The organism is Kribbella sp. NPDC003557 (assembly GCF_040610805.1).
Taxonomy (GTDB): Bacteria; Actinomycetota; Actinomycetes; order Propionibacteriales; family Kribbellaceae; genus Kribbella.
Genome location: NZ_JBEXMY010000007.1, coordinates 612,054 through 628,390, shown reverse-complemented (window position 1 = coordinate 628,390; position 16,337 = coordinate 612,054). Strand labels below are relative to the sequence as shown.

The following is a 16,337-nucleotide window of genomic DNA, read 5'->3' as shown; positions in this document are numbered from 1 at the left end:
GATGATCACGAGAGTCGATGACTACCTGCACAAGGTTCCCTTGTCCGGGGCGGTTCCCGAACAGGTCGGACCGTTCACCTTGTTCCGCACGACGACGATCTGGCCGTACTACGCCCGCCCTGTGCCCGGTTCCGGGGCGTCGATCCAGCCGGCTGACATCGAGCTGGTGCGGGAGCGGTGTGCCGAGCTTGGCATCCCACTGAGCTTCGAGTGGGTCGTGGAGACCTGCCCGTCGCTGGGACCGGCCGCAGCGGCAGCCGGGCTCAGTGTGGTCGAGCACCCGTTGCTGGTGCTGGAGCGCGCGGACTTCCGCCCTGCCGTGGCCGATGCCCGCTGCGAGATCATCTCGGCCGACGACGGCCTGGTACGGCAGGCCCGTGCGGTCGCCGGGCTCGCGTTCCGTGAGTCAGGCACGGCTGTTGGCACCGCTGGGCCGGCAGAGCGAGACTCCGCGGCTGCGGCGATGGCGGCCGACACTGTCGCGGCCCTGCAGGACCGGATGCGCCGTGGGGTCGCGGTCACCGCCGGTGCGTTCACCGGCGACGGCATGGTGGCCAGTGGAACGCATCAGCCGGTCGGCTCCACCACGGAGATCGTCGGCGTCGGCACGCTGCCGTCGATGCGCCGGCGCGGCCTGGCCGCCGCTGTGACCTCGGCACTCGTCGAGCACGCGCTGGACAACGGCGTGGACCTCGTCCTGCTGTCCGCCGAGTCGGACGCGGTCGCAGCGGTCTACGAGCGTGTCGGCTTCCACCGGATCGGTCACGCCGGAGCAGCTGAGTGACATGGAGTCCGGACACCCGTCTGGTCGTGCTGCGCGGCAACTCGGGCTCCGGCAAGTCCACCACGGCCCGGACGCTGCGCGAACGCCTCGGCCGCGGTACGGCGTGGGTCGAGCAGGACCACATCCGCCGCATCCTGCTCCGCGAGTACGACCTCCCGGGCGGCGTGAACATCGGGCTCATCGACACCAACGTCCGCTACGCACTCGACCACGGGTACGACGTGGTGCTCGAGGGCATCCTGGACGCCGCGCGGTACGGCGACATGCTGCGCCGGCTCACCGCGGACCACCGTGGCACGACCCTGCACTACTACTTCGACATCCCGTTCGCGGAGACCGTCGTACGGCACGGAACCCGGGACCTGCACGGTGTGAGCCCCGAGATGATGCAGGACTGGTACCGGGAGCACGACGTACTCCACGGCGTCGAGCAGACCGTGATCGGGCTGGACAGCGCGCTGGACGAGACCGTGGCGAAGATCCTGACCGACCTCGGGGCGGATCCCGTACCGTTGGAGGGATGAGCACGTCCGAGCCCACCCGCCCCCGTACCCTCGCCGAGGCGCTGCGGAGTTGGGGCGACGCCGCGCTCGGTGAGTTGCTGCGGCGGCGGCCTGATCTGGCGTTGCCGATTCCGGCGGATACCGGGCAGCTTGCGGCGCGGGCGACGAGCAACGCGTCCGCGGCGCGGGCCATCAACCGGCTGGACGAGTTCGGTGTGGATCTGCTGGAGTCGCTGTCCGCGCTGCCGGAGCCGGTGGACCTGACGGCGTTGGCGCAGGGTGTCGACCAGCCGGAGGACGTCGTCCGGCCGCGTGTCGCCGAGCTGCTGGACCTCGCGCTGGTCTGGGGAACCGAGGACGACCTCCGCCCGATCCGTGCGGTGCACGAGTTGCTCGGTCCGACGCCTGCAGGCCTCGGTCCGAGCACGACGCGGCACTTCGGCGACCTGGACAAGCTGATCGAGGAAGCCGGCCCGGACGCGCGCGCCGTTCTCGACAAGCTGACCTGGGGTCCGCCGACCGGCTCGGTCGAGAAGGCGGACCGGCCGGTGACGATCGCGTCGGCGCGCACCCCGGTGGAGCGGCTGCTGGCGCGCGGTCTCGTCGTACCCAAGGACGCGAACACAGTGGTGCTGCCGCGACAGATCGGCCTGCATCTGCGGGGCGGGCGGGTGCTGGCGTCGACGCGTCCGGTGCCGCCGCCGCTGGACGGCAAGAAGGTGTCTGCCGCTATCGCGGATCGGGCCGCGGCCGGTGCCGCGCTGGACCTGGTGCGGCTGGTCGACCGGGCGCTGGAGCAGCTGGGCACGGAGCCGCCGCCGGTACTGCGTACGGGTGGTGTCGGCGTGCGCGAGCTGCGCAGTCTGGCCGGGAAGATCGGTGCCGAGGAGCACACCGCGGCCGCGGTACTGGAGATGGCGTACGCCGCTGGGCTCGTGGCTGCGGTTGAGGTCGGGACGAGTGAGCTGTGGCTGCCGACCAGCTCGTACGACGACTGGCTGGAGCTGGACCTGGCACACAGGTGGGCTCAGCTCGTCATGGCGTGGTTCTCCGGGCTGCGAGCGATCGGGCTGATCGGGCGGCGCGACAGCACCGGCAGTAGTGCCGCTGCGCGCGAGCGGCTGATCAACGCGTTGGCGCCGGACCTGGAGCGGTTGCTGGCGCCGGAGATCCGGCTGCTGGCGCTGCAGGCACTGGCCGAGGCCGGTCGGGGCACCGCGCCTGCTCCGGAGACCGTGGTGACCTGGGTGGCCTGGCATCGCCCGCGGCGTGGCGGGCAGTTCCGCGACGACCTGGTCGAGTGGAGCGTGTCAGAGGCGGCCCTGCTCGGGCTGACCGGGTTGGGCTCGCTGGCGGCGCATGCTCAGCCGCTACTGGGAGCTGAGCCGACTGCTGACGAGTTGGCCGAGGCGATCAGTCCGCTGATGCCTGAGCCGGTGTCCGAGGTGCTGTTGCAGGCCGACCTCACGGCGGTGGCTCCTGGGCCGTTGGTCCGCACGGTGCAGGACGAGCTGTCGGCGATGGCGGACGTGGAGTCGGACGGCGGCGCCGGCGTCTACCGGTTCAGTGAGAGCTCGGTACGGCGCGCGTTCGACCTCGGCCGTACGGCGGAGCAGCTGCACACGTGGCTGGCGGAGCATTCGCGGACCCCGGTGCCGCAGCCCTTGGCGTATCTGATCGACGACGTCGCGCGGCGGCACGGCGTACTGCGGCTCGGGACCGCGTCGACGTACCTGCGTTGTGACGACGAGAACGTGCTGACCCAGCTGCTCAGCTCGAACCTGCCCGGTGTGCGGTTCCGTCGACTGGCGCCGACCGTCGTCGTGTCGCCGTCACCGCCGGACATGGTGCTCAGCCGGCTGCGGGACGCCGGGTTGGCGCCGCTAGCGGAGACGTTCGAAGGCGCGGTGCACGTGACCGGCACGCCGCGACGTGGCGAGGCCCCGCGCCGGCGTACCAGCAGGGACTTCAACGAGAGCGCGTTCGACCTGACGGACGACCAGGTGAAGGCAGTCATCGAGAAGGTCCGCGCGGGCGACCGCATCGCCGCCGAACGCCCCGGCGACGACGGCCTGATCGAGCCTGCGGCCCCGGCCGAGACCATCGCCGTCCTCACCAACGCCGCCGAGGCGCACACCCGCACCTGGATCGCGTACGTCGACCACAACGGCCACTCCTCCGAACGCATCGTCGAACCGGTCCGCGTCGCCGACGGCTGGCTCACCGCCTACGACGACACCACCGACAACCCCCGCACCTACGCCCTCCACCGCATCTCCGCGGCCCGGGCGGTCGAGTGAAGGACGACGACGACCGAGCCTTCTGGGCAATGTTCCGCTGGTCGCCGAACGGCGGCTACCTGCCCCTCATCGCCCGAGCCATGGTCTGGCCACGGCCGCGGCAGGCGTGGTACCAGTTCCGGCTCCGGTGGGGCGGCCGGCTGGCGCCGGCGAAAGACCTGCAACTGATGCTGGAGGCCGGTGGCTGGCGGACGAGCCTCGCTGCGACCTGGCTGATCGCCGCCGGCCGGCGCGAGGACCTGCGCCCGGCGATCGAGCGGGACATGCTGGCGGGCCTGACGGGCGGCCACGGCTGGGGGTACTGCACCTCGCTCGCTTGCCTGGGCACCGAGAGCGACGCGCAGATGCTCGTCCGGTACCTCGATCACGCGCTCACCTTGCCGGTCGAGCGGGAGGGCTTCGAGACCCAGTGCCAGGGAACAGCCCTGGCCACGCTCATGTACCTGGATGAGCAGCTGGGCACCACTCACGCCCAGCGCTTCCTCGGCGAAGGCGGCCCGTGGGAGCGCTGGCCCGGCTCCGCCGACCGTGACCTCGCGGCCTACGCGGACGGTATCCGCTCCGACGTCGTCTTCGCAGCCGGCGGCAACCCGGGCATCCGGCGGCAGCTCAAGGAGGCAGACGAGCCGACTGGCCCTGGGCCGTTTTGGCGGAGAAGGCACAATGGAGGGTCGGGGCGAGGATAGGAGCTGCGGGTGACAGACGGTCCACTGATCGTGCAGTCGGACAAGACGCTGTTGTTGGAAACGGCGCATGCGGACGCGAACGATTGCCGGAAGGCCATCGCACCGTTCGCGGAGCTGGAGCGGGCGCCGGAGCACGTACACACCTATCGCCTGACCCCGCTCGGTCTGTGGAACGCGCGGGCCGCGGGGCACGACGCCGAGCAGGTCATCGACGTCCTGCTGCGCTACAGCCGCTACCCGGTCCCGCACTCGTTGCTGGTCGACATCGCCGAGACCCTGGATCGCTATGGGCGGCTGCGGCTGGAGAAGCACCCCCAGCACGGACTGGTCCTGGTCACGACCGACCGGCCGGTGCTGGAAGAGGTCCTGCGCAGCAACAAGGTCAAGCCGATGCTGGGCGCCCGGCTCGACGACGACACCGTCCTGGTGCACCCGTCCGAGCGCGGTCACCTCAAGCAGACCCTGCTGAAGCTGGGCTGGCCCGCTGAGGACCTGGCCGGGTACGTCGACGGCGAGGCGCATCAGATCGACCTGGTGAAGGACGGCTGGGAGCTCCGCCCGTACCAGGAGCAGGCGACCGATTCGTTCTGGCACGGCGGCAGCGGTGTCGTCGTACTGCCCTGTGGCGCCGGTAAGACGATCGTCGGCGCGGCCGCGATGGCACAGGCGTCCGCGACCACCCTCATCCTGGTCACGAACACGGTGTCCGCGCGGCAGTGGAAGGACGAGCTGCTGAAGCGCACCAGCCTCACCGAGGACGAGATCGGCGAGTACTCCGGTGCGCGCAAGGAGATCCGCCCGGTGACGATCGCGACGTACCAGGTGATGACGACGCGCCGGAAGGGCGTCTACACGCACCTGGAGCTGTTCGACGCCCGCGACTGGGGCCTGATCGTGTACGACGAGGTGCACCTGCTGCCCGCGCCGATCTTCCGGATGACCGCGGACCTGCAGACCCGGCGCCGGCTCGGGCTGACCGCGACGCTGGTCCGCGAGGACGGCCGCGAGGGCGACGTGTTCTCGCTGATCGGCCCGAAGCGGTACGACGCGCCGTGGAAGGACATCGAGGCGCAGGGCTGGATCGCGCCCGCGGACTGTATCGAGGTGCGGGTGGACCTCGAGCAGACCGAGCGGTTCGTGTACGCGACCGCCGAGCCCGAGGACCGCTACCGCCTGGCCGCGTCCACCCCGGCGAAGTCGAAGCTGGTCCGCCGGATCGCCGAGCACCACGCGGGTGAGCCGCTGCTCGTCATCGGTCAGTACATCGACCAGCTGGACGAGCTCGGCGAGCGCCTGGAATGCCCGGTGATCAAGGGCGAGACCACGGTCCGCGAACGCCAGCGCCTGTTCGACGCGTTCCGGCACGGCGAGATCACCCGGCTGGTGGTCAGCAAGGTCGCCAACTTCTCCATCGACCTCCCCGAGGCGTCGGTCGCCATCCAGGTCTCCGGCACCTTCGGCTCCCGCCAGGAAGAGGCCCAGCGCCTCGGCCGCGTCCTCCGCCCCAAGGGCGACGGCCGCACCGCCCGCTTCTACTCGATCGTCGCCCGCGACACCATCGACGCCGAGTTCGCCGCCCACCGCCAACGCTTCCTCGCCGAACAGGGCTACGCCTACACCATCGTGGACGCGGAAAACCTGTTCGCCTGAGGCAGTCAGCTGTCCAGGCGGGTATGGATTCCGTTGAAGTGGCTCTTCATGGAGTGGGCGTAGGTTGCGGGGTTGCCGGACTCCAGGGCCACCAGGAGGTCTCGGTGCCAGGCGGCGGCGTCGGCGGGGGTGTAGCGGGCGCCGGGGAGGCGGGCGTCGACCTGGGCGAAGGTTCGCCAGAAGACTGAGAGCAGGTCGATCACCAGCGCGTTGCCGAGCGGCTCGTAGAGCGCCTGGTGGAAGGCCCAGTCCTCGTCGGGGAAGTACTTGCCCTCGGCGGCCCTGGCCTCCATCCGCTCGACGATCGGCTCCAGCGTCTCGTAGCCGTGCTGCTTGAAGTGGTCGACCACGTCGTCGGCGAGGCCGACCTCGATGGCCTGGCGGACCTCCAGGACGTTCTGTACGTCGCGGAGGTCCCCCGCCATCGACTGCGACATCCGGAAGGCGAGGCCGTCCTCCAGCGACTGCAGGTTCACCTCGCCGACATACGTGCCGTACCCGTGCCGGATCTCGATGATGCCGACCGCCTGCAGCGCCTTCATCGCCTCCCGGAGCGGATGCCGGCCGACGCCCAGTTGCGCCATCAGCTCCTGCTCGTTGGGCAGCGGGTCACCCGCCTTCAGCCCGCGCTCCAGGATGTACGACTTCATCGCGTCCCGGATGAAGGACTGGTTGCCTGCCGCACCACGTGCCCGGCTGAGCCCACCCGTTGTCACTGCCGGCCTCCCATTGTCTGAGATCGCTCAGTGTAATCCGGCGCGTTCCAGCAGCGGCCGGACAGCAGCGATCTCCGTGTCGTCCAAGGGGATGCTCGGGTACGCCGTGACCGGGCAGGCGATCACGCCCAACAGGTAGAGGCCGGCTTTGAACGCCCCCAGCGCCGCCGAGCTCGCGCCCATCCGGGAGCGGTCCGCGACGTTGATGATCTCGAACAGCCGGAACAACCGGTCCTGCTCGTCGCGTGCCGCCGCGGTGTCACCGGCCGCCGCGGCTTTGAACAACCGCACATAGCCTGCCGGGTCGACGTTGCCCAGGCCCGGCACGACGCCGTCGACGCCGAAGGCCAGTGCAGAGTCGACCGTGACCTCGGAGCCCGTCATGATCGCGAAGTCGTTCAAGCCCTTCTCCCGGCGGGACAGCACCAGTTCGCGGAGCGACGTCTCCTGGCCGGACGAATCCTTCACTCCGGCGATCACGCCCTGTTCGCCCAGTGCTGTCATCAACGACCCAGGCAGCTTCGTGCCGGCGCGGGGCGGGATGTCGTAGGCGTACAGCGGGGTGTCGCCCACGAGCGAGGCGAGCCGGACGAAGTGCCGCTCGATCTCGGCCGGATGCGTGGCCGCGTAGAACGGCGCGGTAGCGACGATGCCGGACACACCGGCCTTCAGAGCGGCAGAGACATGCGCGGCGACCCGGTTCGTGGACGTGTCGATCACGCCGGCCAGGACCGGGACCTGGCCGGCCACCTCGGCGACGGTCGTCTCCACGACGACCTGTCGCTGCTCGTCGGTCAGGAACGTGCCCTCGCCGGAGGTGCCGAGCACGAACACCCCGTCCACACCCCCGGACAGCTGGTACTGGATCAGCCGGGCCAGCGATGCGGTGTCGACGTCGTACTCGGGGGTCAGCGGAGTGACCAGCGGCGGTACGACGCCGGCCAGACGGGCGGATGCGGTCAAGGGGTCTCCCAACCTCAAAGGGCGAATGTTGTGAAGCGCAAGGTCGCGAACGAGGACGTCTCACCGGCCTCGTAGAAGATGCCGATTCTCCGGCCGGAGCCGTCAGGGCCGTCGGGCAAGAGCGTCAGATCGGAATACCCGGCCATGCCCTCGTGAACGACCAGGGCCGACTTCCAGGACGCACCGGAGTCCTCGGACACGAAGACGGTCAGCTCTCGCCGTGAGGACGGGTTCACCGGAGTCGACAACAGCAGGCGTCCGTCCGGCAGGCAGAGCACGCTGCCCTGGATACCGGGTGCGGTGACCTCGGGAATCCCGGCGTACGGCGCGTCGAGTGTCCGACCGCCGTCGGAGGACCAGGCGTGCACACGAGCCGGGCCGGTGCCTTGGTGGTTGCGGGCGTTGAAGTACAGCCGCCCGTCGGGCAGCTCGGCGGCGGTGGTCTCGTTGGCGTTGATCTCGGCACCGTCGTTGCGGTCGACGAATCCGACCGACCACGTGACACCGCCGTCGTCGCTGTAGATGCAGTGCCCGCCGTTCAACCGGATCAGGTCGTCCACCGGCTCGGACGGGACGAACGAGTGGTTCGCCGGTACGACGAGACGCCCGGAGCGCAGCGTGATGCCGTGACACGGACCAGTCGCGTACCAGCCCCAGTCGCCCGGCTTCACCTGCGCCGTGATCTCCGCGGCCGGCCCCCAGGTGGCACCGTCGTCCGCGGAGCGCTGCACGAAGACCCGCCGGCCGTGGACCGGATCGGTGCCCCGGGCAAGCGACATCTCGACCGCGTCGGCGCCGTTCTGCACGGTGACCAGCACGATGTCCCCCGAGGCCAGGTCGACCAACGGCACCGGGTTTCCGCAGGTCTTGCCCGGCACCGCCGACACCACCTGCAACGGCAGCCAGGTGCTGCCGCCGTCGAGCGACCGCCGCAGCACCACCTCGATCTCGCCGGCGTCACCGGAGCCGTGCAGCCGCCCCTCGCAGAACGCGAGCACCACCGAGCCGCGCGACAGCACCGACGGGATGCGGAACGTGTGGTAGCCGCTCCCCGCCGGATCGAAGATTTCCGCGGCACCGACTCTTGATGACATAGGACGTACTATGTCATGGTGTGGGCCTCCGATGGAAGTGAGGCCTCATGCCGGTCAGCAGAAGAACATTCCTCGGCGGCGGTCTGGCCGCCGCCGCTGTCGCGGTCACGGGTACGCCGCTGCTGGCGGGGTGCGCGTCCGACAAGAAGAACACCGCCGCGGCGAACGCGGCGGTGAAGCTGCCGACGTACACGAAGTACGGCGAGATCACGCCGGACCTGCCCGGTACCGACGTGGTGCTGGACGGCTTCCTGAAGTACCCGGCGAACCCGGTGAAGGCGATCGCCGAGGCCCCGGGCGACGGCAAGCCGATCACGTTCATGACGAACATCCCCGGCGCGATCCCGCCGGCCGCCGACCGGAACCAGTTCTGGCAGGAGCTGAACAAGCGGCTCGGCTCCGAGCTGCAGATCAGCATGGCGTCGAACGACGAGTACAAGGACAAGTTCGCGACCCGGATCGCGGGCGGCGACCTGCCGGACATCCTGAACATCCCGACCGACACCCCGCAGATCCCCGGTCTGGTGAAGTCCAAGTGCATGGACCTGACCGAGCACCTGTCGGGTGACGCGGTCAAGAAGTACCCGTTCCTGGCCAACATCCCGGCCGAGTACTGGAAGGGCTGCGTGTTCAACGGCGCCATCTACGGCGTACCCGTGCCGCGCGGCATGTCCCGGACCTCGCTGGCGCTGTACCGCGAGGACCTGCTCGCCGCCAAGGGCATCAAGGACCCGGCGCCGAAGAACTTCCAGGAGTTCTTCGATCTGGCCAAGGAGATGACCGCGGCCAAGCAGAACAAGTGGGCCTGGACCCGGGTGCCGCTGTCGACCATCCGGCAGATGCTCGGGATCGCGAACGTCTGGAAGGAGGAGGGCGGCAAGTTCACCTCGATGTTCGAGGACGAGGCCCAGCTCGAGGCGCTCGAGGCCGGCCGCAAGATGGTCGCCGCCGGGGTGATCAACCCGGACGCCTTCAACGACAAGGCCAGCGCTCGCAAACAGTGGTTCAACGGCGGTATCGCCGCGTTCGACTACGACAGCTTCGTCGCCTGGAACCAGTACTACTCCGACAACACCGCCGGCGACGCGTTCGCGGTGAACATGCTCGACGTACCGGGCTTCACCGGCGGTGAGGGCAAGCCGTGGATGGGGTCGGCGCTGAACAACGTGACGTCGTTCAGCAAGGACAGCAAACACTCCGCCGAGACGCTGCTGAAGGTGGCGAACTGGATGGCGGCGCCGTTCGGCACCGAGGAGTACATGTTCCGCAAGTACGGCGTCGCGGGCCGGCACTACACGCTCAAGGGCACGGACCCGGTGCCGTCCAAGGTCGGCGTGGTGGAGACCGGCATCGGCCTGCAGTACATCAGCGACTCGACGCTGGCGCTGTACTGGGCCGGCAAGCCGGACGTGCCGCGCAAGCAGCACGCGATCCAGGAGAAGGTCGCGAAGCGGCTCGTGTACGACGCGTCCTACGGGCTGTACTCCGACACCCAGTCGAAGAAGCAGACGCAGCTGTCCAAGACGATGACCGACCTGGAGGGCCAGATCGTGCAGGGCAAGAAGCCGGTCTCGGACTGGACCGCCGCGGTGCAGACCTGGAAGTCCTCGGGCGGCGACAAGATGCGCACCGAGCTCGAGCAGGCGCACGCCGACACGGCAGGGAAGTAATGCTGCAGAGATCCGCCAAGCACCCGCAGCAGCGCCTGAGCCTCGGACGGCGGCTGCTGCGGGACCGCGTGCTGCTGCTGTTCGCGCTGCCCGGGGTCGCGCTGATCGTCGCCTTCCACTACGTGCCGCTGCTGGGCAACGTGATCGCGTTCAAGGACTACCAGCCGTTCCTCGGGATCGGCGGCAGCGACTGGTCGGGCTGGGCGAACTTCAGCGTGATCTTCAACGGCGACCCGGCGTTCCTGCGGGCGCTGAAGAACACGCTGATCCTCACCAGCCTGCAGTCGATCTTCGTGTTCCCGGCGCCGATCCTGCTCGCCCTGCTGCTGAACTCGCTGTTCTCCGAGCGGATCAAGCGGATCGCGCAGAGCATCCTCTACCTGCCGCACTTCATGTCGTGGGTGATCGTGGTCGCGCTGTTCCAGCAGATGCTCGGCGGCAGCGGCCTGCTGAACAACTACCTGCGCTCGCACGACCTGTCGACGATCGACATCATCGGGAACTCCGAGCTGTTCCACGTGCTGCTGACGTCGCAGATCATCTGGAAGGACACCGGGTGGGCGACCATCCTGTTCCTGGCCGCGCTGTCCCAGATCGACTCACAGCTGTACGAGGCGGCCAGCGTGGACGGCGCGAGCCGGATGAAGCAGCTCTGGCACGTCACGCTGCCGGGCCTGCGCGGGATCATCATCCTGCTGTTCATCCTGCGGCTCGGCGACTCGCTGACCGTCGGCTTCGAGCAGATCATCCTGCAGCAGCAGGCGGTCGGACGTGACGTCAGCGAAGTGCTGGACACCTACGTCTACAACAACGGCGTCCTGGGTGGCGCGTGGGGCGTCGCCGCGGCGGTCGGGCTCGTCAAGGGCATCGTCGGCGTAGCGCTCGTGCTGACCGCGAACAAGGTCGCCCACATCTTCGGCGAGCAAGGGGTGTACCAGAAATGAGCCGCAAGATCGTTCAAGGCGTCCCGATGCCGGGGTGGCCGATGCGGGCTTTCAAGGGCCTGGTGCTGCTGGTCTTCTGCGCGGTCGTGATCATCCCGTTCGTCGGCGTGATCTCGACCAGCGTCGCGCCGAACAAACAGATCAACGAGTCCGGCGGCCTGGTGCTGCTGCCGAAGTCGATCAACTTCTCGGCGTACGAGTCGTTGTTCGCCGGCGGTGTGGTGACGCGGGCACTGTTCGTCAGCATCTTCGTGACGATCGTCGGCACGCTGCTCAGCCTGACCGTGTCGTGCCTGCTGGCCTACGCGCTGTCGCGGCCCGGCTTCGTGGCGGGACGGCCGATTCTGCTGGTCGTGCTGTTCAGCATGCTGTTCTCCCCCGGCATCATCCCGCTGTACCTGACGGTCAAGGGTGTCGGGCTGCTGGACAGCATCTGGGCGCTGATCGTGCCGACGATGATCAGCGCGTTCAACGTCGTGGTGCTGCGCGCGTTCTTCATGAACCTGCCGAACGAGATCACCGAGAGCGCGCGGATCGACGGCGCGGGTGAGCTGAAGACGTTCTCGTACATCGTGCTGCCGCTGTCCAAGGCGGTGCTGTCGGTGATCGGCCTGTTCTACGCGGTGGCGTACTGGAACGCGTTCTTCTCCGCGTTGCTGTACCTGAACGACTCCAAGCTGTGGCCGTTGCAGCTGGTCCTGCGGACGTACGTCATCAACGACACCCAGCTCGGCAGCGCGGAGCTGGGCACCGAACTGCTGCCGCCGCAGGCATCGATCCAGATGGCGATCCTGGTCGTCTCGATCGTGCCGATCCTGGTGGTCTACCCGTTCCTGCAGCGGCACTTCGCGAAGGGGGTGCTGACCGGCGCGGTGAAGGGGTAAGGGGTTGCCCAGGGCAACATCAGGGTCGCGCCTGGGCAAATCCTGAGGGTACGGCAGGTACCGTCGAACGGTATGGGGATACAGGCACTGGAGCGGGTGGGGCAGGGCGGGGAACAACAACAGAAGGTCTTCTGGAGAGTGGCCCGGGAAGCGGTCCTGCTGGCCACCCTCTTTCTCGTCTACAGTGCCGGCCGGCAGCTCGCCGCCCGGCACTCCGGGTCGGCCTTCGACCACGCCCACGAAGTGTTGTCGTTCCAGAACTGGCTGCACCTGCCGAACGAGGCAGCGGTCCAGCACTGGGCCCTCCGGTTCCCGCACGCCATCGAGGGCGCCAACCTCTACTACGCGAGCGTGCACGCGCCGCTGACGGCCGCCGTGCTGCTCTGGCTGAGCATCTGGCGGCCGAAGGCGTACTCGCACGTGCGGTGGACGATGGTGTCGCTGACCGGGCTGGCGCTGATCGGTCACATCGTGTTCCCGCTGGCGCCGCCGCGGATGATGCCGGGCTTCGTCGACACCGGGCTGCGGTTCGGTCAGTCCGTCTACGGTCCGGACCACACCGGCGGCGCGGTGAACCAGTTCGCCGCCATGCCGAGCCTGCACGTCGGCTGGGCCGCCCTGATCGCGCTCTCGATGATCCTGATCACCAGGTCGCGCTGGCGGTGGCTCTGGCTGCTGCACCCGATCATCACGTTCAGCGTGGTCGTGGTGACCGCCAATCACTACTGGCTGGACGGCATCGTGGCGCTGGTCCTGCTGGCCGCCAGCCTGCCGCTCCTGCTGCGGCCCGGTCTGCACGCCTACAAGCTGCGGACCCGTAATTCGGTTCCACCGCGCAGAGTGCTCAAGTAACGTAGCTGGGCTCCCCACACTCGCCGGAGGTTCCAGCATGCCCTCAGACACGTCCGACACCCTCCAGGCCGAGAAGGACTACCTGAAGACCTCCCGGTCGGCGCTGGCGCTGATGCGGGAGAAGACCGGCGCGCTGGAGATCCACAGCGCGGACCGGGTCAACCAGGAGTTCCTGCAGGCCGCCATCTTCCGGCGGATGAAGGAGCTGGAGGACGACCCCGACGTCCCGCTGTTCTTCGGGCGGCTGGACTACCTGGAGCCGACCGAGGAGACGTTCCACATCGGTCGCCGGCACGTGAACGACGCGCTGGGCGAGCCGCTGGTGGTGGACTGGCGGGCCGACATCTCGGTGCCGTTCTACCGCGCCAGCAAGACCGAGCCGATGGGCGTGGGGGTTCGCCGGCGGTTCGGCTTCACGCACGGCGAGATGACCGCGTTCGAGGACGAGGACCTGACCGCCAGCGGCCAGGACGAGCAGCACAGCGACATCCTGGACGCCGAGATCGAGCGGCCCCGCTCCGGCCCGATGCGCGACATCGTGGCGACCATCCAGCCCGAGCAGGACGTGATCGTCCGGGCGGGCGTCGACGACACCATCTGCGTCCAGGGCGCGCCCGGTACCGGTAAGACCGCGGTCGGGCTGCACAGGGCGGCGTACCTGCTCTATGCGTACCGTGACCAGCTCAGCCGGGCCGGGGTGCTCGTGGTGGGTCCGAACGCGAGCTTCCTGCGGTACATCGGCGACGTCCTCCCCGCGCTGGGTGAGATCGAGGCGAAGCAGACCACCGTCGAGGAGCTGGTCGCCCGGGTGAAGGTGGCAGGCCCCGGGCCGGCGCCGGTCGACGTACTCAAGGGCGATGCGCGGATGGCCGAGGTACTGCACCGGGCCGTCTGGTCGCATGTCGAACTGCCCGAGGAGTCGCTGGTCGTGCCACGCGGCGCGCACCGCTGGCGAGTGGCGGCGTACCAGGCCGAGGAGCTTGTCACCGAGCTACGCAGCCGCGGCATCCGGTACGGCGCCGGTCGCGCGATGCTGCCGCAGCGCCTGGCGCACGCCGTCCTGCTGCGGATGGAGGCGGCAGGCGACTCCCCCGACGACCGCGTGCAGGACTCGGTGGCCCGCAGCCGCCCGGTCAAGCAGTACGCCGACGCGCTCTGGCCGGCGGTGGACCCGGCCAAGCTGCTGTTCCGCCTCTTCACCGACCCTGAGCTGCTGGCCCAGCACGCCGACGGCATCCTCAGCGCGGACGAGCAGGCGCTGCTGACCTGGGAGAAGGTGCCGCGGTCCGCCGGCGCGGCCAAGTGGTCCGTCGCCGACGCCACTCTGATCGACGAGATCGCCGACCTGGTGGACCGTACGCCGTCACTCGGCCACGTCGTGCTGGACGAGGCCCAGGACCTGTCCGCGATGCAGCTGCGTGCTGTCGGGCGGCGCTGCTCGACCGGCTCGATGACTGTGCTCGGCGACATCGCCCAGGGCACCACGCCGTGGGCCACGCCGTCGTGGGACGAGGCGTTGAAGCACCTGGGCAAGACCAGCGCCCACACCGAGGAGCTGACCGCAGGCTTCCGCGTCCCCGGTCAAGTGATCGAGTACGCCGCCCGTCTGCTCCCGTCGATCGCCCCGCACCTCAAACCGCCGACAGCCGTCCGGCGGGCACGCGGTGAGCTGACCATCACGCGCGTGCCCGACAGTCTGGCCGCCGCGGTGACGACCGTCCGTGAGGTGTCGGAACGTCTCGGCTCGATCGGTCTGATCGTCCCGGACGCACTGGTCCCCTCGACCCGGAAGGCGCTGCAGGGCATCCCATTCTCGGTGCTGGGCGACGAGGATGACGTCGAGGCCCACCTGGACGTCGTACCGGCGTCGCTCGCCAAGGGTCTCGAGTTCGACCACGTGGTGCTGGTGGAGCCGGCCGGCATCGTGGCTGGTGAAGCCGACGAGCGGACCGGGCTCCGCCGCCTCTACGTCTGTCTGACTCGTGCGGTCACCTCACTGGTCGTTCTGCACAGCGAGGACCTGCCTGCGATCCTCAGTCAGCCGTAGCCGTGACGTAGATGTCCTCGTCACGCTCCAGCTCCTCGACACGCTGCAACGACGGGTCACGCCAGAGCACGTAGACCAGACCGAGCACGACCAGCGACAGCGCGGCCGCCAGGACTGGCAAGTAGCCGACCCCGAGGGTCTGGATGACCAGTCCGCCGACAACAGCCGACAGTCCGGCGCCCAGGTAGATGGCCGACGCGTTGAGCGAGATCAGGAGCCCGCCGCCGAGCTCCAGCAGCAGGTTCTGGATCGGCGGGTTGAAGGCCCAGGTCAGCATGCCCCAGACCACCAGAGCCGCCCCGGCGCCGACCTCGGTCGTGAGCGTCAGGTCCAGCGTGGCGAGGACGGCCGTGATGCCGATCATCAGCACGACCAGCGTGCGGAGGCTGCCGAACCGGTCCGTGATCCGGCCGCCGAGGAAGTTGCCGATGACCGCACCTACGCCATACAGGAGGAGCAGGAGGCCGGTGACGTTGCCGGTCAGGCCGGCCGTGTGCTTGAGCAGCGGCACGATGTAGATGTAGACGCTGAACGCGGCGAGCACGGCGAGCACGGTGATGGCCAGGACCACCTGCACGCGCCGGTCGGTCACACCGGCGAAGCGCTCACGCAAGCCGACCACGGGCGGTGCGTCGACCTTCGGGAGCGCGGCGCGCTCGGCAATGGCGACCAGTACGGCAACCGCGGTGATGAGTGCGAAGACGCCCTTGTAACCGAGCGTCGGGCCCAGCAGAGTGCCGGCGGGCACGCCGAGGACCAGTGCGAAGGTGAGACCGCCGAAGACGATGGCCACGGCCCTGCCGCGTTCCTCAGGTGGCATCAGGCTGGTGGCGAACAGCGTGGCGGCCGGCGTGTACAGGGCGGCGCCGAGCGCGGCCACGACCCGGCCGGCGATCAGGACCGGGTAGTTGACGGCCACCGCGGCGATCAGGTTGCCGAGCGCGGCCAGGACCAGCGCGGCGATCAGGAGGGTACGACGCTCCCACCGGCCGGCCAGCGTGGACAGGATCGGGGCACCGATCGCGTACGACAGCGAGAAGGCGGTGGCGAGCTGACCCGCGGCGGTGAGCGAGACGTGCAGCTCCGAGCTGACGTCGGGCAGCACACCGGACACGACGTACGCGCTGGTGCCGACCGCGAACGCACCGGCGCCGAGCAGGTAGATCCGTGCGGACATGAAGACCTTCCGGAGACGAGGTTCGGTAGTTCGACGATCATCGTACTACGAAGTTCATCGAACTTCG

Annotated in this window: 14 protein-coding genes; 10 read left to right on the top strand and 4 right to left on the bottom strand. The window is 69.1% G+C overall.

The window, feature by feature from the left end:
- The first annotated feature begins 1 nt into the window (after position 1).
- The 5 genes from ABZW60_RS31390 to ABZW60_RS31370 are packed head-to-tail and all read left to right on the top strand — an operon-like array spanning position 2 to position 5,923.
- The gene (locus ABZW60_RS31390) at positions 2-784 is read left to right on the top strand and encodes a GNAT family N-acetyltransferase (RefSeq protein ID WP_355482929.1); all 783 of its coding nucleotides are present in this window, start codon (positions 2-4) and stop codon (positions 782-784) included.
- Entirely contained in the window at positions 781-1,308 is a 528-nt protein-coding gene (locus tag ABZW60_RS31385) for a kinase (RefSeq protein WP_355482928.1), read from the top strand. The genes ABZW60_RS31390 and ABZW60_RS31385 overlap by 4 nt, the downstream gene beginning before the upstream one ends.
- Entirely contained in the window at positions 1,305-3,587 is a 2,283-nt protein-coding gene (locus ABZW60_RS31380) for a helicase-associated domain-containing protein (RefSeq protein WP_355482926.1), read from the top strand. The genes ABZW60_RS31385 and ABZW60_RS31380 overlap by 4 nt, the downstream gene beginning before the upstream one ends.
- Entirely contained in the window at positions 3,584-4,273 is a 690-nt protein-coding gene (locus ABZW60_RS31375; RefSeq protein ID WP_355482924.1) for a DUF6000 family protein, read from the top strand. The genes ABZW60_RS31380 and ABZW60_RS31375 overlap by 4 nt, the downstream gene beginning before the upstream one ends.
- Before the next feature lie 9 nt (positions 4,274-4,282).
- Positions 4,283-5,923 (top strand): DNA repair helicase XPB, encoded by a 1,641-nt coding sequence (locus ABZW60_RS31370; RefSeq protein WP_355482922.1) that lies wholly within the window; start codon positions 4,283-4,285, stop codon positions 5,921-5,923.
- A gap of 5 nt (positions 5,924-5,928) precedes the next feature.
- On the opposite strand, the gene ABZW60_RS31365 is transcribed toward ABZW60_RS31370, so the two are convergent.
- From ABZW60_RS31365 to ABZW60_RS31355, 3 genes are read right to left on the bottom strand one after another with little or no spacing between them, the layout of a single operon-like run.
- Positions 5,929-6,639, bottom strand: a complete 711-nt coding sequence (locus ABZW60_RS31365; RefSeq protein ID WP_355482920.1) for an FCD domain-containing protein — start codon at positions 6,637-6,639, stop codon at positions 5,929-5,931.
- Between the two features lie 27 nt (positions 6,640-6,666).
- Entirely contained in the window at positions 6,667-7,602 is a 936-nt protein-coding gene (locus ABZW60_RS31360; protein ID WP_355482918.1) for a dihydrodipicolinate synthase family protein, read from the bottom strand.
- Between the two features lie 14 nt (positions 7,603-7,616).
- Entirely contained in the window at positions 7,617-8,696 is a 1,080-nt protein-coding gene (locus tag ABZW60_RS31355) for a sialidase family protein (protein WP_355482916.1), read from the bottom strand.
- A gap of 47 nt (positions 8,697-8,743) precedes the next feature.
- Here ABZW60_RS31355 and ABZW60_RS31350 point away from each other — a divergent pair, with 47 nt between their 5' ends.
- The 5 genes from ABZW60_RS31350 (at position 8,744) to ABZW60_RS31330 (ending at position 15,093) form a co-directional block, all read left to right on the top strand.
- Entirely contained in the window at positions 8,744-10,366 is a 1,623-nt protein-coding gene (locus ABZW60_RS31350) for an extracellular solute-binding protein (RefSeq protein ID WP_355482914.1), read from the top strand.
- A complete protein-coding gene (locus ABZW60_RS31345; RefSeq protein WP_355482912.1) occupies positions 10,366-11,310 on the top strand; it encodes an ABC transporter permease subunit in 945 nt (314 codons plus the stop codon). The genes ABZW60_RS31350 and ABZW60_RS31345 overlap by 1 nt, the downstream gene beginning before the upstream one ends.
- Complete coding sequence (locus ABZW60_RS31340; RefSeq protein WP_355482910.1) at positions 11,307-12,194, top strand: carbohydrate ABC transporter permease; 888 nt, start codon at positions 11,307-11,309, stop codon at positions 12,192-12,194. The genes ABZW60_RS31345 and ABZW60_RS31340 overlap by 4 nt, the downstream gene beginning before the upstream one ends.
- Positions 12,195-12,266: 72 nt before the next feature.
- A complete protein-coding gene (locus ABZW60_RS31335; RefSeq protein WP_355482908.1) occupies positions 12,267-13,046 on the top strand; it encodes a phosphatase PAP2 family protein in 780 nt (259 codons plus the stop codon).
- Positions 13,047-13,083: 37 nt separating this feature from the next.
- Positions 13,084-15,093: an AAA family ATPase gene (locus ABZW60_RS31330; RefSeq protein WP_355482906.1), complete on the top strand. Its 2,010-nt coding sequence runs from the start codon at positions 13,084-13,086 to the stop codon at positions 15,091-15,093.
- Here the strand turns inward: ABZW60_RS31330 and ABZW60_RS31325 are convergent.
- Positions 15,080-16,270 carry an MFS transporter gene (locus ABZW60_RS31325; RefSeq protein WP_355482903.1) on the bottom strand — a complete coding sequence of 397 codons (1,191 nt, stop codon included), beginning with the start codon at positions 16,268-16,270 and terminating at the stop codon, positions 15,080-15,082. The two genes, ABZW60_RS31330 and ABZW60_RS31325, sit on opposite strands and share 14 nt — an antisense overlap.
- Positions 16,271-16,337 lie beyond the last annotated feature (67 nt).

What these genes read in the sequence shown, in the direction of transcription:
- ABZW60_RS31350 (WP_355482914.1), top strand. Translation starts at nt 8,744, where the DNA reads ATGCCGGTCAGCAGAAGAACATTCCTCGGCGGCGGTCTGGCCGCCGCC.
- ABZW60_RS31335 (WP_355482908.1), top strand. Translation starts at nt 12,267, where the DNA reads ATGGGGATACAGGCACTGGAGCGGGTGGGGCAGGGCGGGGAACAACAA.
- ABZW60_RS31345 (WP_355482912.1), top strand. Translation starts at nt 10,366, where the DNA reads ATGCTGCAGAGATCCGCCAAGCACCCGCAGCAGCGCCTGAGCCTCGGA.
- ABZW60_RS31355 (WP_355482916.1), bottom strand. Translation starts at nt 8,696, where the DNA reads ATGTCATCAAGAGTCGGTGCCGCGGAAATCTTCGATCCGGCGGGGAGC.
- ABZW60_RS31330 (WP_355482906.1), top strand. Translation starts at nt 13,084, where the DNA reads ATGCCCTCAGACACGTCCGACACCCTCCAGGCCGAGAAGGACTACCTG.
- ABZW60_RS31380 (WP_355482926.1), top strand. Translation starts at nt 1,305, where the DNA reads ATGAGCACGTCCGAGCCCACCCGCCCCCGTACCCTCGCCGAGGCGCTG.
- ABZW60_RS31340 (WP_355482910.1), top strand. Translation starts at nt 11,307, where the DNA reads ATGAGCCGCAAGATCGTTCAAGGCGTCCCGATGCCGGGGTGGCCGATG.
- ABZW60_RS31390 (WP_355482929.1), top strand. Translation starts at nt 2, where the DNA reads ATGATCACGAGAGTCGATGACTACCTGCACAAGGTTCCCTTGTCCGGG.
- ABZW60_RS31325 (WP_355482903.1), bottom strand. Translation starts at nt 16,270, where the DNA reads ATGTCCGCACGGATCTACCTGCTCGGCGCCGGTGCGTTCGCGGTCGGC.